The 21,209-nt window shown below is 60.6% G+C and carries 23 protein-coding genes; 10 read left to right on the top strand and 13 right to left on the bottom strand.

Annotated elements, in window-relative coordinates:
• Window positions 1–48: 48 nt before the first annotated feature.
• The 5 genes from ABD837_RS09610 to ABD837_RS09590 all read right to left on the bottom strand — a co-directional run bounded on the left by ABD837_RS09610 (window position 49) and on the right by ABD837_RS09590 (window position 6,073).
• Window positions 49–510: a hypothetical protein gene (locus ABD837_RS09610; protein WP_345053419.1), complete on the bottom strand. Its 462-nt coding sequence runs from the start codon at window positions 508–510 to the stop codon at window positions 49–51.
• A gap of 691 nt (window positions 511–1,201) precedes the next feature.
• Entirely contained in the window at window positions 1,202–1,633 is a 432-nt protein-coding gene (locus ABD837_RS09605) for a hypothetical protein (RefSeq protein WP_345053417.1), read from the bottom strand.
• Window positions 1,634–2,028: 395 nt separating this feature from the next.
• Entirely contained in the window at window positions 2,029–3,912 is a 1,884-nt protein-coding gene (locus ABD837_RS09600) for an alpha-amylase family glycosyl hydrolase (RefSeq protein WP_345053414.1), read from the bottom strand.
• A gap of 167 nt (window positions 3,913–4,079) precedes the next feature.
• Entirely contained in the window at window positions 4,080–4,550 is a 471-nt protein-coding gene (locus ABD837_RS09595) for a DUF1905 domain-containing protein (protein WP_345053411.1), read from the bottom strand.
• A gap of 173 nt (window positions 4,551–4,723) precedes the next feature.
• Complete coding sequence (locus tag ABD837_RS09590) at window positions 4,724–6,073, bottom strand: glycosyltransferase family 4 protein (protein ID WP_345053409.1); 1,350 nt, start codon at window positions 6,071–6,073, stop codon at window positions 4,724–4,726.
• Window positions 6,074–6,304: 231 nt separating this feature from the next.
• On the opposite strand from ABD837_RS09590, the gene ABD837_RS09585 reads away from it, so the two are divergent.
• Both ABD837_RS09585 and ABD837_RS09580 read left to right on the top strand, forming a co-directional pair.
• The gene (locus ABD837_RS09585) at window positions 6,305–8,773 is read left to right on the top strand and encodes a glycoside hydrolase family 31 protein (protein WP_345053406.1); all 2,469 of its coding nucleotides are present in this window, start codon (window positions 6,305–6,307) and stop codon (window positions 8,771–8,773) included.
• Between the two features lie 26 nt (window positions 8,774–8,799).
• Window positions 8,800–9,126, top strand: a complete 327-nt coding sequence (locus ABD837_RS09580; RefSeq protein ID WP_345053404.1) for a DUF1493 family protein — start codon at window positions 8,800–8,802, stop codon at window positions 9,124–9,126.
• Window positions 9,127–9,230: 104 nt separating this feature from the next.
• Here the strand turns inward: ABD837_RS09580 and ABD837_RS09575 are convergent, their stop codons facing one another.
• Window positions 9,231–9,920: a hypothetical protein gene (locus tag ABD837_RS09575; RefSeq protein WP_345053401.1), complete on the bottom strand. Its 690-nt coding sequence runs from the start codon at window positions 9,918–9,920 to the stop codon at window positions 9,231–9,233.
• Window positions 9,921–10,414: 494 nt separating this feature from the next.
• Here ABD837_RS09575 and ABD837_RS09570 point away from each other — a divergent pair, with 494 nt between their 5' ends.
• On the top strand, window positions 10,415–10,540 hold the full coding sequence (locus tag ABD837_RS09570) for a hypothetical protein (RefSeq protein WP_345053398.1): 126 nt from the start codon (window positions 10,415–10,417) through the stop codon (window positions 10,538–10,540).
• Between the two features lie 38 nt (window positions 10,541–10,578).
• Window positions 10,579–11,007 (top strand): hypothetical protein, encoded by a 429-nt coding sequence (locus tag ABD837_RS09565; RefSeq protein ID WP_345053396.1) that lies wholly within the window; start codon window positions 10,579–10,581, stop codon window positions 11,005–11,007.
• Window positions 11,008–11,229: 222 nt separating this feature from the next.
• Here the strand turns inward: ABD837_RS09565 and ABD837_RS09560 are convergent, their stop codons facing one another.
• Entirely contained in the window at window positions 11,230–12,345 is a 1,116-nt protein-coding gene (locus ABD837_RS09560) for a fatty acid desaturase family protein (RefSeq protein ID WP_345053394.1), read from the bottom strand.
• Between the two features lie 337 nt (window positions 12,346–12,682).
• Between ABD837_RS09560 and ABD837_RS09555 the strand changes: the two genes are divergently transcribed.
• Window positions 12,683–12,859 carry a hypothetical protein gene (locus tag ABD837_RS09555; protein WP_345053391.1) on the top strand — a complete coding sequence of 59 codons (177 nt, stop codon included), beginning with the start codon at window positions 12,683–12,685 and terminating at the stop codon, window positions 12,857–12,859.
• Between the two features lie 75 nt (window positions 12,860–12,934).
• Window positions 12,935–13,351, top strand: coding sequence for a hypothetical protein (locus ABD837_RS09550; protein ID WP_345053389.1), 417 nt, complete (start codon window positions 12,935–12,937; stop codon window positions 13,349–13,351).
• A 102-nt stretch (window positions 13,352–13,453) separates the two neighbouring features.
• On the opposite strand, the gene ABD837_RS09545 is transcribed toward ABD837_RS09550, so the two are convergent.
• Window positions 13,454–13,603, bottom strand: a complete 150-nt coding sequence (locus ABD837_RS09545; RefSeq protein ID WP_345053387.1) for a hypothetical protein — start codon at window positions 13,601–13,603, stop codon at window positions 13,454–13,456.
• 153 nt (window positions 13,604–13,756) lie between these two features.
• On the opposite strand from ABD837_RS09545, the gene ABD837_RS09540 reads away from it, so the two are divergent.
• The 4 genes from ABD837_RS09540 (at window position 13,757) to ABD837_RS09525 (ending at window position 16,775) form a co-directional block, all read left to right on the top strand.
• Window positions 13,757–14,416, top strand: a complete 660-nt coding sequence (locus ABD837_RS09540; RefSeq protein WP_345053384.1) for an outer membrane beta-barrel protein — start codon at window positions 13,757–13,759, stop codon at window positions 14,414–14,416.
• A 68-nt stretch (window positions 14,417–14,484) separates the two neighbouring features.
• A complete protein-coding gene (locus ABD837_RS09535) occupies window positions 14,485–14,763 on the top strand; it encodes a hypothetical protein (RefSeq protein ID WP_345053382.1) in 279 nt (92 codons plus the stop codon).
• 102 nt (window positions 14,764–14,865) lie between these two features.
• Window positions 14,866–15,363, top strand: a complete 498-nt coding sequence (locus ABD837_RS09530; protein ID WP_345053380.1) for a hypothetical protein — start codon at window positions 14,866–14,868, stop codon at window positions 15,361–15,363.
• 296 nt (window positions 15,364–15,659) lie between these two features.
• Window positions 15,660–16,775 carry a mandelate racemase/muconate lactonizing enzyme family protein gene (locus ABD837_RS09525; protein WP_345053377.1) on the top strand — a complete coding sequence of 372 codons (1,116 nt, stop codon included), beginning with the start codon at window positions 15,660–15,662 and terminating at the stop codon, window positions 16,773–16,775.
• A gap of 186 nt (window positions 16,776–16,961) precedes the next feature.
• Here the strand turns inward: ABD837_RS09525 and ABD837_RS09520 are convergent, their stop codons facing one another.
• The 5 genes from ABD837_RS09520 to ABD837_RS09500 all read right to left on the bottom strand — a co-directional run bounded on the left by ABD837_RS09520 (window position 16,962) and on the right by ABD837_RS09500 (window position 21,188).
• Window positions 16,962–17,771, bottom strand: a complete 810-nt coding sequence (locus ABD837_RS09520) for a hypothetical protein (protein ID WP_345053375.1) — start codon at window positions 17,769–17,771, stop codon at window positions 16,962–16,964.
• A gap of 54 nt (window positions 17,772–17,825) precedes the next feature.
• Window positions 17,826–18,167 carry a hypothetical protein gene (locus ABD837_RS09515; protein WP_345053374.1) on the bottom strand — a complete coding sequence of 114 codons (342 nt, stop codon included), beginning with the start codon at window positions 18,165–18,167 and terminating at the stop codon, window positions 17,826–17,828.
• Window positions 18,168–18,331: 164 nt separating this feature from the next.
• On the bottom strand, window positions 18,332–19,069 hold the full coding sequence (locus tag ABD837_RS09510; RefSeq protein WP_345053373.1) for a LytR/AlgR family response regulator transcription factor: 738 nt from the start codon (window positions 19,067–19,069) through the stop codon (window positions 18,332–18,334).
• A complete protein-coding gene (locus ABD837_RS09505) occupies window positions 19,069–20,091 on the bottom strand; it encodes a sensor histidine kinase (RefSeq protein WP_345053370.1) in 1,023 nt (340 codons plus the stop codon). Before ABD837_RS09505 ends, ABD837_RS09510 begins: the two co-directional genes overlap by 1 nt.
• A gap of 74 nt (window positions 20,092–20,165) precedes the next feature.
• Entirely contained in the window at window positions 20,166–21,188 is a 1,023-nt protein-coding gene (locus ABD837_RS09500) for a sensor histidine kinase (RefSeq protein ID WP_345053367.1), read from the bottom strand.
• Between the last annotated feature and the right edge of the window lie 21 nt (window positions 21,189–21,209).

Here is a 21,209-nt window from a genome sequence, read left to right as displayed (position 1 = left end):
GCGTTCACGTTTGGACCATTTTGCCAAACAGGGTGCTGCTACCGCCCTTTAGGCACTATGCTCTGCCTTAAGGGTCGTGGAAAGTATCAGGAGGGAAGGGTCGTACTCCCCGTCCTCGTATTGCTCTTGGAAATAAACCGCCCGCTGAAGTTGTTGACTTAGGTCGGGCAACTGCACTGCGGCCTGCACCGTTTGCGTCACTACATCCGAAGGCTGCGGAAATAAATAAAACGAAGGCGGGGTATGGCCCAGCGCGTCTTCCAATGGGAGCCTGTCAATGGGCTGACCGGCAGCTGAAACGGAAGTGGTTGCCAGGTGGATAATGAGCAGTATCTGATAGTTCTGGCGGGCAATCAGTTGCTCTAGGACTTCGAGGACCATCACGCTCGCTTCCATCCAGCGTCCGGGGCGTCGGAACTGCGAATCCAGCTCGTCGACGTGCAAATCGTCAAAATGCTCCCACCGCTGACCACGTATGACTTCGTCAACCCACTCTTGGAGTGCGGGCATATACTTCGCTACGTTCAAAGGCTGCATCGCTATCAGGACAAGAAATAGAAATGGGTTAAGGGGCACGCGAAGAAACACACGTTTACCTTGCCACCGTTTGAATGAACGGGTCCTACCCAGAAAATAGAACCTTGTTTTGCACTCAAATTAACTTTCTTCTTCCACTTTCCGGGTTGAATCCCCTAGCCAGCTGGGCTAATTCAGACCATCAATGAATAGTGTCAATCTACAAGCTCGAATTAGGCGAAATATGCTGGACAAGCTTTCCGGCACTTATTACGTCGCGGAACACTCCGCGATAATCAAACAACTGAATGCTGTACATAAACACGCATTGGTAGGCATCCAAAGAGCGGATGGCATATATACTATAATCGGCTCGGAGAACATCTATTATTCAACCTCTTTCGGAGTTGAGGGAGAAATAAGTATTAAGGATTTTTTGAATATTTTAAGGGAAAATGCTTTACGGCTTGGCAAGACTGCCAAATATGAATTCATTGCAATAAATGACAGGGATGTTGTTTGGGTAATGAATCCTCAAGTAATGAGTGCGCTATGGAACACGCTTCTTTTGCTCGCCGGGTCCTCACGTTAAACCAGGTACTTAAACAGAGTGCGTTTACCTTCGGACCGTTTTTGTAGACTAGGGTGCGTAAGTCATCTAGGCGGCTCCCTTACAGATGCTGCCTTAATCAATGCGGTGTTTCCACTGCTCGTCATGGTTAATCACGGCAATAACAATCCGGCTTGGTAGCTCCGCATAAGGCCCCAAGTTATAGTTGAAACTCACAAACAGCGATTGGTCACCGGCTAGGGCAATCACGGAATCCTTTTGAAGTGGGCCAAACGTGACGTGCAGCCGGTGCGGGCCGGGGCAAACAGCGAGCGACTTGGTGAGCTTCTCAGAACTGGCGAGCAGCCGAGGAATCAGCGCGTCCACGACCACCGTATCATCCAGCAGGATGCGGGCGTGTACCACGGTATCGGGCTGGCTGATGTTGACCGCGTACACGTCCAGTCCTTTCGGGTGCGCGCAGCCAGAAGCCTTGGGAGCAGGCGGATGACAGCTGGGCAGCAGACCCAAGAAAAGAAGCACACTGAACTTGGGGTCGAAACGCATAGCCCAACAAAGATGAACAACGAACTTTAACGCTCGTGGCTGTTGCAGAACTCTCCAAAAGCCCGCACCGCCGAGCAACAGCCATGGCGCACGGCCGAAAACGGGCCGCCAGGGACTTGTTCTGGCAGGTGATGAACCATCAAATAGGTGGCAAATGGCCGTTTAGCGAGTTCTGCAACAGCCACGCTCCTTTTCCTAAACCAATGTTTACAGAGGTCTAAAAGCAATTCAATAGCATCTACCGCTCAAGTGGAGTTCAGCAAACTGGTTCACCTTTCAACGTTCGCGAGACTCATCGCTGAATTGAGTTTCGTGAACTATGAAAGGTAGATTTCGGCAGCCATTTTGGACAACATATTTTGCTCTGGTTGTTTGGTAGTGCGCCATCCAAGTGGCTACTTCCCCAACTCCAGCACCACGGCGGTTTTGGCGGGCAGCTGCAACGTGGCCAGGTTGCCTAGGCTTTCGCCCGTGAGCACATTGCGGGCCTTCGTGAAGCCAGTCATGCGCTCGGCGAAGCGGGCAGTGGACAGCGCGGCGGGCTTGTCGGTGGTGTTGGATGCCACCATTACCGTGCCGGTGGCATCGTAGCGGAAGTACACGTAGAGGCCGTTTTCGGGTAGATACTGCATCAGCTTGCCCGAATGCACCACCTTATGGTCGCGACGGTAGGTAGCTAGTTTTTTGACGAAGTCGAAGGCCTCGTTTTCCTTAGCCGACCGGCCGGCGGCAGTGAACTTGTTTTCCTTGTCGCCGGGCCAGCCGCCGGGGAAATCCTTGCGCACCTCGGCATCAGTGGGGTCCTTGAAATTCTTCATCAGGATTTCGGTGCCGTAGTACATGCTCGGAATGCCGCGCGTGGTGAGCAGCCAGGTGAGGCCCATCTTGTAGCGGTCGAAGTCGTCGCCGATGACGGACAGGTAGCGGTCGTGGTCGAAGTTGTCGAGGAAGGTGACGAGCTTGTTGGGGTTCTCATACACCACATCCTGCGCCAGGGTCTGGTAGAGGTGCTGTGCGCCGCCGTCCCAGCCGGTGGCGGCCGGTGTGCCCACTTCCTTCAGCGCACCCAGGAAGCCGCCTTCGAGCACAAAGTCAAGCCCGCCGGGCTGGTTCGACTTGAAGGGAAAGTCGATTTTGTTGCGGGTGTAGTAGGCCTGGTCAATCACATTATTCACCGACGACTCGCCGAAGATGTGCAGGCGCGGGTACTCGGCCAGCAGCGCCGCGTTGCAGCGGTTCATAAAGGGCTGGTCGTTGTACAGGTAGGTGTCGATGCGGTAGGCGTCGATGCCGAAGTTCTCCACGTTCCAGAGGGCGTTTTCAATCAGGTAGTTGGCCACGTAGGGGTTTTGCTGATTGAGGTCGGGCAGGAAGGGCACGAACCAGCCGTCGAGCGTGACTTTGCGGTCGCTCTGGGCGGCGTGCGGGTCGGTCACGGGCTGGTACTTGTAGGTAGTGTTGGTGTAGGTAGGCCACTGGTGCAGCCAGCTTTTCATGGGCAAGTCCTGTAGTATCCAGTGGGTGTTGCCCACGTGGTTGTACACGGCATCCTGCACCACTTTCAGCCCCGCCGCGTGGGCCTGCTGGATGTAGCTTTTGTAGCCCGAGTTGCCGCCAAAGCGCCGGTCAATCTTATACTGGTCGGTGAAGCCAAAGCCGTGGTAGGAGGCGCGCATGGTGCCGCCCTCGTTGGTGAGGGGCTGGTCGTTTTCGGTCACCGGGGTCAGCCACACGGCCGTCACGCCCAGCTCTTTCAGGTAGGGGAAGTGCTGGGCTACCCCGGCCAGGTCGCCGCCGTGACGGGAGAAAGGATTGGCGCGGTCGAGGTTGGGGTCGCGCATGTCGGCGAACTTGTCGTTGGCCGGGTCGCCGTTGGCGAAGCGGTCAATCATCGCCACGTAAATGAAGTCGGCATCGGTTACCCCCTGGGCTTTGGGCGACTTGTCGCGGGACCGGATTTCCCAGGTTTGCGTTACCGTCTGGCTGCCTTTCTTGCCGGTAATCTGCACCCGACCGGGCTTGGCGGTAGGGGCAATAACGAGGTCGAGGAAGGCGTAGTTGGGGTTCTCGACCGTGTTGGTTTTCACCAGCTTCACCCCGGGGTAATTGATGCTGTAGGCCAGCGTGCCCGCAGCCGGCCCGTGCACCAGCACCTGCACGCTGGGGTTTTTCATGCCCACCCACCAGTTGGTCGGGTTCACGCGGTCGATGGCCGCAGTTTGGGCCTCCGATAAGTACGGCAGCAGGGCCAGCAGCGGCAGCAGGAAGCGGTTTTTCATGGGGCGGTAATAGGTCGGTGGGAAGAAGTAGAAGGCTAAAAGCACGTCATGCAGAGCGCAGCGAAGCATCTAGCATGTAGTCACTAATCCAATCGAAAGAATTAGCTCTTGCACGCGAGATGCTTCGCTGCGCTCTGCATGACGTGCGTTTTAATCGGGATGACGGACTACGGGCGCTTGCGGCCCTGGCCCAGCAGCTCCAGGGTTTCGGCCAGGCGGCGGGCGCGGGTTTCGGGGCGCTTGGCGCCTTCGAGCCAGCGCACGAACTCGCGCTGGTGGGTGTAAGCCAGTTTGTCGAAATAGGCGGCGGCTTTGGGATTGGTGGCCAGTTGCTCGGCCAGGTCGGCTGGCGCTTCCATTTTGCGCACTTCCGTATCGTGCGACATCGTCACGCGGACGGAGTCGCCAATGGTTTTGTCGATGGCTTTGCGGATTTGCTTGAGGATGAGCAGGGCATGGTGCCCGTCGCCGAGCGGTACGGCGCTGCCCTGGTAGGGGTAGCCATCGAAGGTGGCTTTGACCGGCAGCTGGCCGCGCTTGCCATACGCTTCCTGAATCGAAAACGGTATCACGACAAACACGCCGCCATCGCCATCGCCCGTTTCTAAAACTGCTTCAAATTCGTGTTCGGGCTGCATGGGTTTACTGATTAGAGGCCTTTGAGAGCGCAAAGGAAGCCAATTTGGCGCAACTCGCGAGCCGGAATTGCCAGCATTCCGCATTTGCAATCCGACTACGGCAATGATGCTTGCCAAGCTGGCTACACCCTGGATTGACGCTTCGGGGTACTGGTGCCACAGCCCCAACCGCCTCAGCCCAGCGCCACTTCGGCCAGCACCAGCTGCAGGGCCGCTTCGTCGGTGGCGGGCACAATGCGGATTTCGCCCAGCGCATCGGGGTGGCGGGTACGTATCTGGTGCAGCACCTCGGCATCGGGCACCAGCACGAGGTGGGCGCGGCGCAGGGCCATGCGCTCGAGGCCCAGCAGCCAGCCCCGCTCGGCAGCGGGGGCCGTGTCGCTGGCCAGCGCGGCCGCGTACAGCACCAGCGGCTGCCCCGAGCGAAGGCGAATTTCGAGCGCCGCCAGCCAGGCTGGCCAGCTGGGCGCGTAAATCACGCCGAAGTCCTGCCGGCTATCCACGAGCTGCGCTGCCTGTCGGGCATACTGTATCATGCGGAAGTTGAGGCCTTCCAGTGTGGGCTGGCGCACGGCCCAGGTAGCCGCGGGCGCTGGCGCGGAGGCTTCTGCTTCCGTTGCGGGCGCAGTCGCCGTTTGGGCCGGCGGGGCAATATCAGGCACAAGGTCGTCTTCCGGTGCGCTGAGGTCGCTGGCTTCGGCGGCGCCCATTTCCTCCACCGGCGCATCAAAAAGTGCCGGTACGGTCACATCAGCCGGTGAAGGCACTGTTGAAACAGAAGCCGCCTGCAAAGGGGAAGTAGCAACCGCCGTGTCGGTTTCCGGAGCGTGGCTGGCCTCGCGAACTACCTGGGGCTCTGCCGGAAATGGAGTAGTTGGCACCGGGCGAGGCGGCGGGGCCGGGAAAGATTCGCGGGCAGCCCGCTGGGGTGGTTCCTGAGTTGCTTTAGGGGATTCATCGGTGGCCCCGGCGTACGGCGCGGCCGGCGCCTGCCAGCCTGCCGCCCGCAAGGGGCCGGAGTGGGCAGGCCACTGGCTGCGGGCGGCTGAAGCGGAGTTGGCGGCAGCCAGTGGCCCGCCCGCTCCCTGGGCCACTGCCGACGCAAGCGACAGGCTATGCGCGGTCGGCAGTGCGCCCTGCACGGCGGGCAGCAACTCATCGAGGCCGACGAGGCGGGAGCTGCCGGCCGGCGTGGGCGGCGTGGGGCCAGTTGGGGCCGTAACTAGTAGCAGGCGGACGCCCGGGCCGTTGGTTTCGGCTTCGAGCGGACTAGGAACGATGCCGGGCTCGGGCCAAGTTGATGCAGCGCTGGTAGCAGTAGAAGCAAGGGGCGACTGGGGGGTGTCTTCAATCTGTGTAGCAGCGGCGGGCAGGTGCGGATACAGCGCCAACACGGGTTGCTGGGTGGCCAGCCGGTACACCAGCGGCAGGGTAGGGGGCAGGGCGGAGCCGCCGAGCACGGCCACGCCAGGGTCGGCGTCGTCCCAGGCCAGGAGCAGGACGGAAAAATCGGTCGGATTCATGGGCAGCAGCGAAGGAGCGGACGGCGACAGTAAGCGCGACGCCAGGCCCCGCACGCCGTTCAGCCAAAACTTCCCCAATGCTACGGCCTACAGGCCACATCTCGCCGAAAATTCCTTTCCGGAGGTTTCATAAAAAAGTAACTTGCGAACTTAACCCGACCGCAACCGGCCCGGCTAACTGGATTTTGGTTGATTCGTTGCCCGGGTTGCCCTTTGCTTAGAAACGACTTTATGGATACCTCTATTCAGGAAAACAACTACATGGTGAACGACCTGGCGGCCAAAAGCCACCAGGAACATTATCCCGGCGAAATCATCCGGGCCGACGAGCTCGACAACCACCGCTTCCTCTTCAATTGCCAGAACGGCGTGCGCCTGCTGCTGCACGTGCTCAACGATAAGATTCTGCGCTTCCGCTACCTCACCGACGGCCCGCTCTCGCCCGACTTTTCTTACGCCGTGCCCGCCGATGCCTTGTCGCGCATGGCCCCGGCCCAGGTGGAATTCCGCGAAAAGCCCGACCACTACCGCCTGACGACGGCCCGCCTCATCTGCATCATTCAGAAGGAAAACCTGAAGGCCCGCGTGCTCGACCGCTCCGGTACCATCCTGAGCGACGACGAAAAGGGCTTCCACTGGGAGTACGACTACGACACCGGCAACGACATCGTGAAGATGAGCAAGCAGGTGCCGCCCGGCGTGCACTACTACGGCCTCGGCGACAAGCCCGACAACATGAACCTGCGCGGCAAGCGCTACACCAACTGGGGCTCCGATACCTACGGCTACGTGAAGGGCTCCGACCCGTTGTACAAGAACATCCCGTTCTACCACGTGCTGCACCAGAAAATTGCCCACGGCATTTTCTTCGATAACACCTTCAAAGCCTGCTTCGACTTCGCCGCCGAGCGGGCCGACGTCACCAGCTTCTGGGCCCAGGGCGGCGAGCTGAACTACTACTTCATCTACGGCCCCACGCTGCTGGAGGTAACCGAGGAGTACACCCTGCTCACCTGCCCACCCGAGCTGCCGCCGCTCTGGACGCTGGGCTACCACCAGTGCAAGTGGAGCTACTTCCCGGAGCGCAACGTGAAGGAAATTGCCAGCGGGCTGCGCGACCGCAAGATTCCCTGCGATGCCATTTACCTGGATATCGACTACATGGAAGGCTACCGCTGCTTCACCTGGAGCAAGCAGCACTTCCCCGAGCCCAAACGCATGGTGCAGGAACTGGCTGCCGACGGCTTCAAAACCATCGTCATCATCGACCCGGGCATCAAGATTGACCCCGAGTATTCGGTATACAAAGAGGGCGTGGCCAACGACTACTTCTGCCGCCGTGCCGACGGCCCGCTGATGAAGGGCTCGGTGTGGCCCGGCCTCTGCAATTTCCCCGACTACACCAACCCCGACGTGCGCGAGTGGTGGGCCGGCCTGTTTCAGGAGCTCATCCAGGACGTGGGCGTACGCGGGGTATGGAACGACATGAACGAGCCAGCAGTGTTCGAAAAAGGCACCTTCCCGCCCGATGTGCGCTTCCACTACGACGGCCAGTGGGCCTCGCACTCGAAGGCCCACAACATCTACGGCATGCAGATGGCCCGCGCCACCAACGACGGCGTGAAGCGCTTCAGCTACCCCAACCGGCCGTTTACCATTACGCGCAGCACCTACAGCGGCGGCCAGCGCTATTCCTCGGGCTGGACCGGCGACAACATTGCCAGCTGGGAGCACCTCTGGCTGGCCAACATCCAGTGCCAGCGCCTGAGCATTTCGGGCTTCAGCTTCATCGGTTCCGACATCGGCGGCTTCATCGATACCCCCACCGGCGAGCTGTACGCCCGCTGGATTGCGCTGGGAGCCTTCCACCCGTTCTTCCGCACCCACAGCTCCGGTGACCACGGCGACCAGGAGCCCTGGAGCTTCGGCGATTCGGTGACCGATTTGGCCCGCCACTTCATCGAGTTGCGCTACCGCCTGCTGCCCTATATGTACACCGCCTTCTGGCAGTACACCACCAAGGGCACGCCCATGCTGCGCCCGCTCACCTTCCTCGACCAGAACGACACCGAGACCTACCTGCGCATGGCCGAGTTCGGCGTCGGCGACAACCTGCTCGTGTGCCCCATCACCCAGCCCGGGGCCGAGGGCCGCTGGATGTACCTGCCCCGCGGCGACTGGTTCTACTACTGGACCGACGCGCCCCAGGCCGGCGGCAGCGAGGTGTGGGCGGCGGCCGACCTCACCCGCATTCCACTCTTCGTTCGGGCCGGCGCGGTCGTCACCATGCAGCCGGTGCTGCAATACGTGGGCGAAAAAGCCATCGAGCAGCTCACCCTGCACGTGTACTACAAAAACGGCACCGCCGAAACCGTGCACTACGACGACGGCGGCGAAGGCTACGCCTACCGCGAAGGCCACCAAACCGTGCGGCGCTTCACCGTCACCGGCTCGCCCACGGGCCTCGTGCTCACCCAGGCCATCGAAGGCGACTACGCGCCCAGCTACGCCACCTACCGCGTGGTGCTGCACGGCGTGGCCGGCGCCATCGAAGTAACCACCGACGGCCAACCCGTCGAAGTTTCAGAAGAAGCGCTAGAGACGGGTTTGGTGCTGCCTGGCCTGGTGGTGCCCGTCGGCTTCGGCGAGGTGCGCGTGGTGCCGGCGGGGGCGGCCGAGGCTGTTGCTCCGACCACTTAAGTTTCTTAATTCATCTATCAAATTTTATGGACACTCCTGTATCAACAGAATTGACTGATTTTATTCGGCATGAGTGTGCCATGCATGTCTCTGAAGAAATAGTAGCTAGCACCGGAATGCAACGCGACCTCGGCGTGTACGGCGATGATGCTGTGGAATTCCTGATTGCATATTCCAGGAATTTTCATGTAGATGTAAGCCACTTCATGGCGGCTGACTATTTCGACGGAGAAGGGTTGGGTTTTCTAAGCTTATTCAAAGTGAAGAAAACCAAAAAAGAGTTAACGGTAGGGCATTTACAAAAGGGAATTGATGCTAAGCGGCTGGATGAGCAAGTGATTCATAATGCCTGATATTTGCTTTGTCATCACAAGTGCAAAACCATATACTTACGTAACCAAGCCCCAAAACAGGGCACCCCACAGGGTGCCCTGTTTCGTCCCAACCCACCCGGCCGCTACGCCTGGCCTGCCACGGTCGGCGCGGCCGGCGGGGGCGTGTCGGTCACCACGTAGTCGGCGTACTTGCGGGCATCTGTCGTGGCGTAGAGGGCCTTGCCGATGCCGCAGAGGTCGATGAGCTCGGTGTAGAGGGCGTTGCCGGCCAGGATGCGGATATCGGCGGCGCGGCCCCGGGCGGCTTCGGCGTCCTGCTGCTGGCCCAGCAGGCCCAGAAACTCCGCAGCGGCGGCGGCCAGCGTGTCCAGCATGGCGGCCGTGAGGCCGGCTTTGGCGTACTCCGCCAGGTGGGCGCGGCCCACGCGCACCACCCGCAGCAAGCCCACGTAGAGGTCGGCCTCGGGGCCGCCGGCCAGGCCGGCGCTCCCAAACATCTTGTAGCTCGCCGAGCGCACGTCGTGCACCGTGCCCACAATGCCCATCAGGGCTTGCAGCTCCGTGATGGCGCGGGTTTTCACGGTTTCTTTGGCATCGGTGGCGTTCTGCTTGGCGGCATCCAGCTCGATGTCGGTGGGCAGGGCTTCGTAGGCCTGCCGCAGGGTATCGAAGGCGGCAATGCGCTTGGCATCCACGCCGCGCGGGGCCAGCTCGGCGGCATCGCGCACGAGGTAGCCGTGCTTGTCGAAGCTGACCTTAATCAGCTCGCTCTGGGCCATGTTGTAGAGGGAAACAGGTTGCGTTTGGCGCATCAGTAAAAGGAGGAAAGGGGTACTGGGATAGACAATTAGCCCCAACCGCAGCCGGAGGTGCGTCCAAGGTAGCGAAACGTTCTGCATTCTCCGCCACCCGCTCCGCCCAGCCCCCTACTCGAGCAGCCCGAACGGCTAAACGCTCCGCTCACCGGCCCAATCCCTCCGCCCATCCTCCGAAACGCTCCGCCCATCCATCCGCCCGGTTCGCCCACCCGATTAAACACTTCGCCCACCTGATTAAACGCTCAGCCCACCTGATTAAACGCTCAGCCCAAGGTCTTTTTGAGCGTTTAGCGGGATTGGCGCGGGTTTTAAGGTGTCGCGCAGCCGCACCCCGAAGCTGGGGCCGCCGGGTAGCTGCTGAAGCCGCCGGGTGCGCCGCGGCGCGGTGGGGTCGGGCCGTATGCTGCCGGTGGGTTATCCGGCGTCGGGGGGGCGTAGCGAGCCTGGCCGATGCCGCCGCCTATCTTCGGCCTCACCCAGCCGCCACCGTGTCAGCAGCAGCGCTGGAAACGGGGCGGGTGCTGCCCGGCTTGGTGGTGCCCGTCGGCTTCGGCGAGGTGCGGGTGCGCGTGGTGCCGGCGGGGGAAGGCGCTTCTGCTAAACCGGCTGCTTAAGAAGAGGAAAAGATTTCACCGCTGTTAACTTATTTGTTATGAAAACATCCTTTATGCTATTTGCTTTTGTGGTGCTGTTATTTTCTTGCTTTATATGGAAAGAAAAGCCTATTAGAAATTTCGCGATTGGGAATTACCATTATGACATTGCTTTACAAAAGCAATACGCCCATGACGATGATGCATACAACACCTATTTTGTTGTCACCCAAGCCAATTCCCGCAAGACACTGTGCAGCGCTACGCTACTTTCCTTGCGTGCTGATACTGTGTTGAGCAAAGGCTCCTATTTAATCACAAGTAAGAATCTTCAATTTAAAGAACGATATTTCGGCCCTAGAAAAATTCGCGGGTTTGTGTTTGCAGATTCCATTCGAAAAACCTTTTATCCAGATAGGAATGGAGGTTTGCATCTAACTGAAGTAGTAGAATATAAATCCGGAAAAGTAACAACAACTCGCCATTAATAGCTCGCAAATTCCCCAATATAACAGGGTTGAATGACCAACCCAAAACCAAAACAGGGCACCCCACGGGGTGCCCTGTTTCGTTCCACCCCACCCGGCTGCTACGCCTTGCCCGGCACGGGCGCGTCGGTCACCAAGTAGTGCTCATACTTGCGGGCGTCGGTGGTAGCGTAGCGAGCCCAGCCGCCGTAACCGACGCCTCTTTAGAAACGGGTTTAACAATCACGGTTGGGCCAGTGCGCGGGCCGGGGGAGCCACCGGCTGCGGCCGGCCCAGGCGCCGCAGCATGCAGTAGTGCGAGCGCAGGGCGGCCCCAAAGGTGGGGTTTTCCAGGTAGGGCAACCCAAACTCGTGCGCCGTTTGCCGCACGATGGGGGCCAGGGCGGGGTAGTGAATATGGCAGATGCGGGGAAACAGGTGGTGTTCGATTTGGCGGTTGAGCCCGCCGCAGAAGAAGCTGGCCATGGCGCTGCGGGGCGCGAAATTGGCCGTGGTTTGCAGCTGGTGCACGGCCCACACTTCCTGCATCGTGCCGCTGGCATCGGCCTCCGGGAAGGCCGTGCCCTCCACCACGTGCGCCAGCTGAAAGACCAGACCCATCACCACGCCCTCCACCAGGTGCAGCACCAGAAAGCCGAGTAGCACCTGGCCCCAGGGCAGCGGCAACACCCCCAGGGGCACCGCAATGAAGAGCAGGTAGTACAGCGCCTTATAGAAAAACAGGTTGAAGTATTCCCGGCGCGGGTGGCGGGTCACGTGCTCCCCGATTTTGGGTTGGAAGAACTTTACGTAGTCCTTGCGGAAAACCCAGGAGAGGGAGGCCAGCCCGTAGAGCGGGAAGGCGTAGAGGTGCTGGTAGCGCTGCCAGGGCCGCCAGGGCTCCTCGGGCGACAGCCGAATCAGGCCCGGGGCTACCTCAATGTCCTCGTCGTGCCCGGGAATATTGGTGTAGGTGTGGTGCACCACGTTGTGGGTGAGGGTCCACACGTAGGGGTTGGCCCCCACCAGGTTGAAGAGCAGGCTAAACACCCGGTTCACCCGCTTGTTGGCCGAAAAAGCGCCGTGCATGGCGTCGTGGCAAACGTTGAACCCAATGAAGGCGTTGCAAGCGCCCAGCAGGCAGGCCAGCACCAGCCGGGTGCCCGCACCAAAGGGCCCCAGCAGGATGAGGCCATAGAGCACAACGAAACTCGCCAGGAAGAAGACCGTTTTGGCCCACATGGCCCCGTTGGCGTGGCGCGAAAACTGCCGGGCCTGGAAGTGGGCGTCCACGCGCTGGCGCAGGGTGGCATAAAAAGTCGGGCCGTTGGCGGCCGAGAATTTCAGGGGGATAGGCATAGGCAATTAAATCATACGGCAGAAGCACGGGCTCCGCTTGAAGCGTCCGCAAGGTTTGGGGCAACACCCTAACTGCTTAGGTGTTTAAAATACCTGATGCGGCGCTGGCACCTCACCGAAACCGCACACACCGGAACCCTCCCGGCTGGCGCGCGTCACGTGACGCGCGCCAGCCGCAGTGCCGCTCCGAAAAACCCGTAAACCACAACGGGGCACCCGACGGGGTGCCCTGTTTCGTTCCAACCCATCCCGCCGCTACGCCTAGCCCGCCACGGGCGGCGCGGCCACGTAGTCGGCGTACTTGCGGGCGTCGGGGGTGGCGTAAAGGGCCTTGCCGATGCCGCCGCCTATCTTCGGCACACCCCAGCCGCCGCCGTGTCAGCAGCAGCGCAGGAAACGGGGCCGGGTGCTGCCCGGCCTGGTGGTGCCCGGCCTGGTGGTGCCCGTCGGCTTCGGCGAGGTGCGCGTGGTGCTGGGGGGGCGGGGGCTCCGGTTGCGCCTGCGGTTTAAATAAGCGAGTAGCAGCGACATAATGTTTTACGCTGCTACTTGCTAAAAGCTTGCTCGGAAATAACCGCAATACTCTGCTATGGATGATTTTAAAATTGCCCTTTTTGAGCGTGAGCACAGCAATAGGTTTCCACCGTATGAAACCTTAACCTATGAAGGATGTGGGAGAATACGAACCAGTTTAGCTTCAAAATATGGGGTAAATTCCTTCCGATTAGAAGTTGAATTGGCTGCTATGCAGTCTGTATGCAGTGAAGTAAATGGCGAAGAACTTAAGCTGTTGCATATTTTGACAAGTCTTGGCGTCAACCCCATGCCGAACGTTTATATCAATTGGTGTCAATTTGAAAGAATCGATAAAATAGCCATCGCTGCACTAGATAAATTTTTCGATGATATATGGTTTCCAGTATCTGATGACATTGATTTGTTTGATGAAAGTTTAAGCTGGGTACTATCAATAAGGCACGATGGAGTTGTTTCTTTTATGAAGTGATTCTTACTCGTTGCACTAGAAGCAACAGTATCAATTCTCTTTGCCAAAACCACAACAGGGCACCCCACGGGGTGCCCTGTTTCGTTCCAACCCACCCGGCTGCTACGCCTTGCCCGGCACGGGCGGCGCGGCCGGTGCGGGCGTGTCAGTCACCACGTAGTCGGCGTACTTGCGGGCGTCGGTGGTGGCTTGATGGACTTTGCCAAATGTTAAAGCGAGGCCGACAGGACGCGAAACTCCTGCAGTTAGCACAGCGCACAATTTGGATAGAGATTATTGGAGAAGCTTGCCTACTGTGCAGATATTTAGCCAATGAGTATTTGTAGAATGTCGAAAACACGCGAAGAAATAGCTTGCTGACTCACAGCTGACTTAGCTTTGCCTATCCACTTTCCTCCCTTTTACATGAAAACTTTGATAGCGGGGTTGCCTGGCGCTGGCATTGCCCTGAGCCTGATGTTGACCAGCTTCATTACCCACGCGCAGGATGTTGCGCCGGGTGCTACGCCCAAGTGGTATGTTGGTGGGCAGGTAAGTGCGAACCACCAGGTATACATTGTTGGGCAGGGGATGGGCTTTGGGGCGCCAACAACTACGGTGGGCGGCTACGGCGGCTATCAACTGAGCCCACAGCTGGCGGTGCAGGCGGGCCTGAGCTATGGCCGGGGCAGTACCCCGGCCGAAGCGCCGTCGGGGCAATTCAACTACTACCCGCAGGCCGAGTACGTTACCAGCCTGCTGACGCTGCCCGTACTGCTCCGCTGGGATTATGTCACCCAGCCGCGCCGCTTTCGCCTTGAGGGGTTGGCGGGCTTGCACGTGAGCTACTTTAACCTGCGCCAACGCAGCGGCCACCTCCAAACCGAACCGCGCTTCGTAACCGATAGCCGGGGCGTAAATGGCTACCTCGACCTGGGCCTGGGCGGTCGCGTGCAGCTGGGTTCCCGGCTGGAAGTGGCCGCCGACCTGCTGCTGAACGTGAACCTGCAACACCCCAGTAACTTCTACTTTCCGCTCGCGCCGGGAGGCAGTGCCGCGCTCGGGCTGCACTACCGGCTGCAGTAGCCCAGGGTAGCCAGGGGCTGAATTAGCCTGATACACAAACCTGTTGAACATCCTTAACTATACATCCTATGGGTTACACGCTGCGAGCATTTGTGGGCCGCCCGCCAGCACTGAAACCGTTGACCGAGGCGTCACCGCATGCACATCTTATTCCGCTTCAACAGGGCTTCGGTCTGATTCCACTGACGGATGAGCTATTTGATGCCCTAAACAATTCCAGTCAAGGCGAAGAGCTGGCGCCGTTTTATTTTTTTACAACTTTCCTGGAAACTCAGGTAGTGGCATTGATTGGAACCCAGATGGTGGGGTACATCGAAGCTGAATATTTCGGCGGCGACGGGGAGTAAGCTGCCGTTCTGTGGAGCGGAGGAGAACGACAGCTCCTGGCAGGTCCCGATTATGGGGCCATTAATGCGGTGCTCAAGCAGCTTGGAGTCACTTTTAGCTTGATGCATCGCGATGAATTCGAAGCCGTGGGCTTAACGCAGCACCGGGACACCGAAGATTGGATAGTGTGTGACACCGGACTGGTGTACCAACTGGTAGCCAGCAGGGGCGAAACTACTACCTACCGGTTGGCGGTGGGCATGGCACTGGCGGCGGGCTTTCTCCTCATCTGGATAAATGCTGCCGTGGGCCTCATTGGCAGCGAGGGTAACCCGGCCAACCTGCTCTATGCCGGCGTGCTGGCCGTTGCGCTAATTGGGGCACTGCTGGCGCGGTTCCGGCCGGTGGGCATGGCCCGCGCGATGGGTGCAGCGGCAGTGGCACAAATAGCGGTGCCGCTGCTGGCGCTGCTTATCTGGCAGCCCTGGTCGGCAACGGGACCGGAAAGCTGGAATACCAAGGTGGCCGTGGGCGTGACGGTGATGTTCGTGGTGCTGTGGGTTGGTGCGGCGCTGCTGTTTCGCCGGGCTGCTGCTCTGGGCGCGAATGGCAGCCGGTAACTCGCCTAAAGATTTTACTCTCAACGGCCGAAGGCAGTGCCGGCGGTCCAGGCAAGCCCGGCCGGTTAGGCTTGTCCTTACCCAACACTCGTTGCCTGCCTGCTGGCGGCACTTGACCGGTCCAGTCCGACCGCCCTAAGCGGTCCGACCGGTTGAAGAACCCCCGGTTTTGCTCCGCCAACAACCGCTCGGACCGCCTAGGGCGGTCGGACCGGAGCAACGACCGCCGTTTTGGGTAAGGACAAGCCGGTTAGGTCAGGCTTTTTGCTTTCATTTGCCCCGCGAGTTTCCTGCCTATGCCCGGTACCACCATCCAAGCCATCAGTATTTACAAGCTGCTGGTGCCCCTGCGCGAGCCGTTCGTGATTTCCCTCGGGCCGCTGCTGGCGGTGGAGAACATCGTGGTGGTGCTGCGCACCGCCGACGGCCACATCGGCTACGGCGAGTGCAGCCCCTTCCTCACCATCAACGGCGAGAGCGTGGATACCTGCTTTGTGGTGGGCCAGTACTTCGCGCCCGCGCTGAGGGGCCGCGACGCGCTGGACCTGGCCGGCAACCTCGCCGAAATGGACCGCATCATCTACGGCAACTGCAGCATCAAAAGCGCCTTTGATATTGCCCTGCACGACATTGCGGCGCAGCACGCGGGCCTGCCGCTGTATGCGTTTCTGGGCGGGAGCAACAACAAGATTCTCACCACCGACATGACTGTGAGCCTAGGCCCGGCCGCCAAAATGCGAGCCGATGCCGAACAGTTTCAGCGGGAAGGCTTCCCGGCCATCAAGGTGAAGCTGGGCGGGACGTTGGAGGAGGATGTGGCTCGCATTCGGGCTATTCGGGCGGGCATTGGTCCCACGCACCCGCTGCGCGTGGATGCCAACCAGGGCTGGCGCACGGCCGCCAACGCCATTGCCGTGCTGCAGGCGCTGGGCGAGTTCAACATCGAGCACTGCGAGGAGCCCATTCTGCGCCAGCACTTCATGGAGCTGAGCCAGGTGCGGGCGGCCTCGCCCATCCCTATTATGGCCGACGAAAGCTGCGGCGATGAGCACGACGCCGCCCGGCTCATCCAACTGCAGGCCTGCCAGATGCTGAACATCAAGCTGGGCAAGTCGTCGGGCTTTCATCGGGCCCAGAAAATTGCGCAGCTGGGCCAGGCCGCCGGCCTCACGCTGCAGGTGGGTGGCTTTCTGGAATCGCGGCTGGGCATGACGGCCGCCGCGCACTTGGCCCTGAGCAACCCGGCCATCCACCACTGCGATTTTGATACCCCGCTTATGTTCACCGCCGACCCCGTGGTGGGTGGTTTTCGCTACTGCCCGGGCGGCGTGATTGAGATGCCCACCGGGCCGGGCCTGGGTGCTTCGATTGACGAAGCCTGGCTGCGTCGGGCTGAGCAGGTGCATTTCTGAGGTTGTGCAGCCGGGCGCAGGCGCTGCAACGCCCATGGGTGCAAAGCCAAAAAAGCCGCTCAGTGAGCGGCTTTTTTGCGGGGTTGGGCGGGCTGGTAGAGCAGGCTGGTAGGGGCCAGTTGCGGGCCGCAGCGAGAGCTGGGCCGGGCGGCACTGGGCCACAGAAGGAAATGTGAAAAGGAAAAGTTAGAACGTGATGTCGAAGCGCCCGTTGGTGATGGTTTGGTCGGGGGTAGGGGTGCCGGAATTGCTGAGATTCAGGAACGTTACGTAGCTAAAGGTGCCCGTTGCGACACGGGCCACTAAGTCGTAGCGCGTGACCACAACCTGGCCCACCTGCCGGCCCGCGTAGGCGGTGGTGTATTGGTCGAAGGGCCCGTTGCGGGTGTAGAACTGGCACCCGGCCCAAGGATACTCGGCCGTGCCCACGGGGTAGGTGCCCGCGCCCGTGAAAGGCGTCGCATTGCCGCGGACTGCGAAGGGCAGCACAAAATTCACGTTTTGACTCCGTCCGGCCTGGTCAAACGGCGTGTTGCCTTCCAGCGAGAAAAAGCTTTGCGTAATATCGCCGTAGAAGGTAGCTGCCGAATACGTGGTGCCGTTTTGCTCCCAGGTCATGGTGCCGTGAATGCGTCCGTCGCGAACCAGGCGAAAGTTGCCAGTCGTGGTGGTGCCAGCCGTCACCGTCAGGAGCAGGGCGTCGGGCTGGTTGAAGCCGACGACCGGCGTGGCCCTCAACTGGTAAGCGCCGGGGGCAAGCGCGGTAAAGGCAAACGCCCCGGTGATGGCATCCGGCACTGCCGATTGGGTCCGGCCATCCGCCGCCGTGGCTGTAACCGCACTGGCCGACCCCACCGGGCTCAGCGTGCCCGCCAGCTGGCCCGTAGTAGCCGGGGCCGGGGCAACGTCGTCTTTTTTAGCGCAGGCGCTGCTGAACAAAACGAACACGATGCCCAGCAGGGCCGTGGCAAGATGCAGAAAGGAACGGTGACGCATGAGGGTGGAGCGGTGAAAAGGAAAGGAGGAGTCAGCAAAGCCCGGTTGCCCGCGCTAAAAGGGCAGCCGAGGGCCGTTGCCGCGGGCTACCTGCCGGGCCAGCGCGGCCAGCCGCGAGCGGAACAGCAGGTGGTCGAGCAGGGTGGGGTGGTCGAGGTGGGCCAAGTAGCGCAGCTGCAGCGGGCCAAGCTGCAGCGTGAGCTGCGGGGCGGTGGCGGGCGGGCTGGCCGGGGTAGCAGCGGGTTCCTGCTGGCCGGGCGCGGCCGGTGCCGCCACCGCAGCCTTGGCCACGATGGGGGTGCACGGCGCCGGGCCGGCAGCCCGGGCCGCGTGGCCGGAACCTGTTAGCAGTAGCAGCAGCAGCGAGGCCCGGAGCGAAGTGGAAAGGAAGGACATGGTGCAGAAAGGAAAGGTGAGAAAAGCCGTTTTCAGGGAGTGGGTTTGGCCGTTGCCTGAACCCGAAGCAAACCTAGCCGGCGCAATGGCGGCTTGCCAGAATATTACACCAACCCGGCAAAAAGAAGGACGAACCGGGCATTTGGGGTGAGATGCCGCCGGAGCTACTCGGCGCTTTTGCCGCCCACCACGTGGCGCTGCAGCGCTTCGAAGAAACCCCGGCGGTAGGTGTCGCCAAGTGGCGCGGTGGCTTTGCCGTCGCGAAACAGAATCAGGTTACCGTCGAGGGCTTTGATTTTGTCGAGCGACACGATGTAGGACTTGTGCACGCGCATGAACTGGGCGGCCGGCAGGCGCTCCTGCAAATCCTTCATGTTGAGCAGCGTGACGATGCGCTCCTGCTCGGTGTAGATGGACACGTAGTTCTTCAAGCCCTCCACGTACACAATGTCGTTGAAGGCCACTTTGCGCATGTGACCTTTGTTGTCGCCTTTCACGAAGATGTAGTCGTCGGGCAGGGTGGCGGGTGTAATGGGCAGCGCCACCGGGGCCTGGGCCTTGAGCGCCTTCTGGCTGGCCTTGAGGAAGCGCTCGAAGGCAATGGGCTTGAGCAGGTAGTCCAGTGCTTCGAGCTCGAAGGCCGGCACGGCAAACTCGCTGTAGGCCGTGGTGAAGATGACCTGGCACTTGCCGCGCAGCAGCGGCAGCACCTCCAGGCCCGACAGTTGGGGCATGTGGATGTCGAGAAACACCAAATCGACGGGCTGGGTAGCCACTATTCGCAGGGCCTCGATGGGGTTGGTGGTGGTGCCGGCCAGGGTCAGGAACGGCGTTTTTTCTACGTACTGGCGCAGAATATCGATGGCGGCTTGCTCATCGTCAACAATCAGGCAGGAAATCACTAGAGCGAAAGGTGCAGGTGGACGGTATAGGTTTCGGGTTCGTCGATGACGCGCAGTTCGTAGCGGCCGGGGTAGACGGCGTCGAGTCGGCGGCGGGTATTTTCCAGGCCGATGCCGGTGGAGTGCTCGACCGGCCCCGTGCGCTTGCGGTTGCTCGTGAGGAGCTCCAGCTCGTTGTCGCGCACGGTCAGGCGCAGCCGCACGGGGTGGGCCGGGTCGAACAGCTCGCCGTGCTTAAAGCAGTTTTCGACAAAGGTGAGGAGCACCAGCGGCAGAACCAGCAGGTAATCGGTGCTGCCGGTCACGTCGAATTCGACCTGCAGCTGGTCGCCGAAGCGCAGCCGGTTCAGGGCCAGGTAATTGCGCAGGTGCTGCACCTCTTTGTCGAGCATCACCTTGCCCTGTTCGCCGCCCTCGTTGAGGGCGTAGCGCATGATGTCGGAGAGCAGCAGCACGCTTTTGGCCGTGGGCTCGGAGAGGGGGTAGACCTGGGCGTAGAGGAAGTTGAGGGCGTTGAAGAGGAAGTGCGGGTTGATTTGGCTTTTGAGAAAGGCGATGTCGGCTTCGAGCAGGCTGCGCTCCTGCCGGCGCAGGCGGTTGGCCAGGCCGATGGCGTGACGGGCATAGGCATAGCCCATGCTGAAGCCCAGGAAAAACGTGGCCCGGTATATCGATTGTACTGCCAGAATTTTAAAAGGAGCATCGTAGTGCGATTCCTTGTCTTCTAGGTACACCAGCACATAGCGAATCAGCCCGTAGCGCGTGAGGCAATACGCCGCGAGCAGCAGCAGCAGCGCGCCCGCGTAGGCCAAGTAGCGCTGGCGCGCAAAGAGTCGCGGAAACAGCCACAGGGCGTTGAGGTACACCAGCGCAGCATTCATCGACCAGGTCAGCAGCGAGACCAGCAGGCCCGGCAACGGGGCCTGCATCATCAGCACAAAGAGCGTCTCGTAGGTGTAGTAGGCCAGCCACACCGCCAGGTGGACAAGCACGGTACGAACACGGGCAACAGAAACACGCATAGCAAGAGCGGAGGCTGGCAGCGAAAGCGCAAGTAAACGCATGGTGGAAGGAGAGCGGTACTAACCCGGCGACCCTACAGGGCGAGGTGCAGGTAGGTAGAATAGGTGGTGGGCTCGTCGACGACGCGCACCTCATAGCGGTTGGCATAGACGGCGTCGAGTCGGCGGCGGGTGTTTTCCAGGCCGATGCCGGTGGAGTGCTCGACGGGCCCGGTGCGCTTGCGGTTGCTCGTGAGCAGCTCCAGCTCGTTGTCGTGCACGGTCAGGCGCAGCCGCACGGGGTGGGCGGCATCGAAGAGCTCGCCGTGCTTGAAGCAGTTTTCGACAAAGGTGAGGAGCACGAGCGGCAGAACCAGCAGGTAGTCGGTGCTGCCGGTCACGTCGAATTCAACCTGCAGCTGGTCGCCGAAGCGGAGTTTGTTTAGGGCTAAGTAGTTGCGCAGGTGCTGCACTTCTTTTTCGAGCATGACCTTGCCCTGTTCGCCGCCCTCGTGCAGGGCGTAGCGCATGATGTCGGAGAGCAGCAGCACGCTCTTGGCCGTGGGCTCGGAAAGGGGGTAGACCTGGGCGTAGAGGAAGTTGAGGGCGTTGAAAAGGAAGTGCGGGTTGATTTGGCTTTTGAGAAAGGCGATGTCGGTCTCAAGCAGGCTGCGCTCCTGCAAACGCAGGCGGTTGGCCAGGCCAACGACGTGGCGGCCATAGGCGTAGCATATGCTGAAGCCCAAGAAAAACGTGCCCCGGTACAGCGTTTGAACCGTGTAGAGGTGCATATTGGCAAGGCTTTTTGCCGCCTTCGGCTCGAGGTGCGTGAGCACGTAGCGCGTGAGCCCATAGCGTGTGAGGGAAAACGCCGCGAGCAGCAGCACCAAGGCGCCCGCGTAGGCCAGGTACCGCCGCGTCAGAAACAGGCGTGGGAATAGCCACAGGGCGTTGAGGTACACCACCGCGGCGTTCAGCGACCAGGTAAGCAGCGAAGGCCGCAGGCCCGGCAACGGGGCCTGCATCACCAGCAGTTGAATAACCTCGTAGGTGTAGTAGGCCAGCCACGCCGCCACATGAAGTAGCACGGTGTGAGCCCGGGCAACAGAAAAACGCATAGCAAGAGCGGAGGCTGGCGG

The sequence above is a fragment of the Hymenobacter glaciei genome (assembly GCF_039539585.1).
Classification (GTDB): domain Bacteria; phylum Bacteroidota; class Bacteroidia; order Cytophagales; family Hymenobacteraceae; genus Hymenobacter; species Hymenobacter glaciei.
The sequence above is the reverse complement of the archived record's forward strand: the minus strand, read 5'-3'. Positions and strand labels throughout refer to the sequence as shown.

What these genes read in the sequence shown, in the direction of transcription:
- ABD837_RS09560 (WP_345053394.1), bottom strand. Translation starts at nt 12,345, where the DNA reads ATGCCTATCCCCCTGAAATTCTCGGCCGCCAACGGCCCGACTTTTTAT.
- ABD837_RS09525 (WP_345053377.1), top strand. Translation starts at nt 15,660, where the DNA reads ATGCCCGGTACCACCATCCAAGCCATCAGTATTTACAAGCTGCTGGTG.
- ABD837_RS09530 (WP_345053380.1), top strand. Translation starts at nt 14,866, where the DNA reads ATGCATCGCGATGAATTCGAAGCCGTGGGCTTAACGCAGCACCGGGAC.
- ABD837_RS09580 (WP_345053404.1), top strand. Translation starts at nt 8,800, where the DNA reads ATGGACACTCCTGTATCAACAGAATTGACTGATTTTATTCGGCATGAG.
- ABD837_RS09500 (WP_345053367.1), bottom strand. Translation starts at nt 21,188, where the DNA reads ATGCGTTTTTCTGTTGCCCGGGCTCACACCGTGCTACTTCATGTGGCG.
- ABD837_RS09505 (WP_345053370.1), bottom strand. Translation starts at nt 20,091, where the DNA reads ATGCGTGTTTCTGTTGCCCGTGTTCGTACCGTGCTTGTCCACCTGGCG.
- ABD837_RS09555 (WP_345053391.1), top strand. Translation starts at nt 12,683, where the DNA reads ATGCCGCCGCCTATCTTCGGCACACCCCAGCCGCCGCCGTGTCAGCAG.
- ABD837_RS09610 (WP_345053419.1), bottom strand. Translation starts at nt 510, where the DNA reads ATGCCCGCACTCCAAGAGTGGGTTGACGAAGTCATACGTGGTCAGCGG.
- ABD837_RS09550 (WP_345053389.1), top strand. Translation starts at nt 12,935, where the DNA reads ATGGATGATTTTAAAATTGCCCTTTTTGAGCGTGAGCACAGCAATAGG.
- ABD837_RS09565 (WP_345053396.1), top strand. Translation starts at nt 10,579, where the DNA reads ATGAAAACATCCTTTATGCTATTTGCTTTTGTGGTGCTGTTATTTTCT.
- ABD837_RS09540 (WP_345053384.1), top strand. Translation starts at nt 13,757, where the DNA reads ATGAAAACTTTGATAGCGGGGTTGCCTGGCGCTGGCATTGCCCTGAGC.
- ABD837_RS09600 (WP_345053414.1), bottom strand. Translation starts at nt 3,912, where the DNA reads ATGAAAAACCGCTTCCTGCTGCCGCTGCTGGCCCTGCTGCCGTACTTA.
- ABD837_RS09585 (WP_345053406.1), top strand. Translation starts at nt 6,305, where the DNA reads ATGGATACCTCTATTCAGGAAAACAACTACATGGTGAACGACCTGGCG.
- ABD837_RS09515 (WP_345053374.1), bottom strand. Translation starts at nt 18,167, where the DNA reads ATGTCCTTCCTTTCCACTTCGCTCCGGGCCTCGCTGCTGCTGCTACTG.
- ABD837_RS09575 (WP_345053401.1), bottom strand. Translation starts at nt 9,920, where the DNA reads ATGCGCCAAACGCAACCTGTTTCCCTCTACAACATGGCCCAGAGCGAG.
- ABD837_RS09605 (WP_345053417.1), bottom strand. Translation starts at nt 1,633, where the DNA reads ATGCGTTTCGACCCCAAGTTCAGTGTGCTTCTTTTCTTGGGTCTGCTG.
- ABD837_RS09595 (WP_345053411.1), bottom strand. Translation starts at nt 4,550, where the DNA reads ATGCAGCCCGAACACGAATTTGAAGCAGTTTTAGAAACGGGCGATGGC.
- ABD837_RS09590 (WP_345053409.1), bottom strand. Translation starts at nt 6,073, where the DNA reads ATGAATCCGACCGATTTTTCCGTCCTGCTCCTGGCCTGGGACGACGCC.
- ABD837_RS09535 (WP_345053382.1), top strand. Translation starts at nt 14,485, where the DNA reads ATGGGTTACACGCTGCGAGCATTTGTGGGCCGCCCGCCAGCACTGAAA.
- ABD837_RS09520 (WP_345053375.1), bottom strand. Translation starts at nt 17,771, where the DNA reads ATGCGTCACCGTTCCTTTCTGCATCTTGCCACGGCCCTGCTGGGCATC.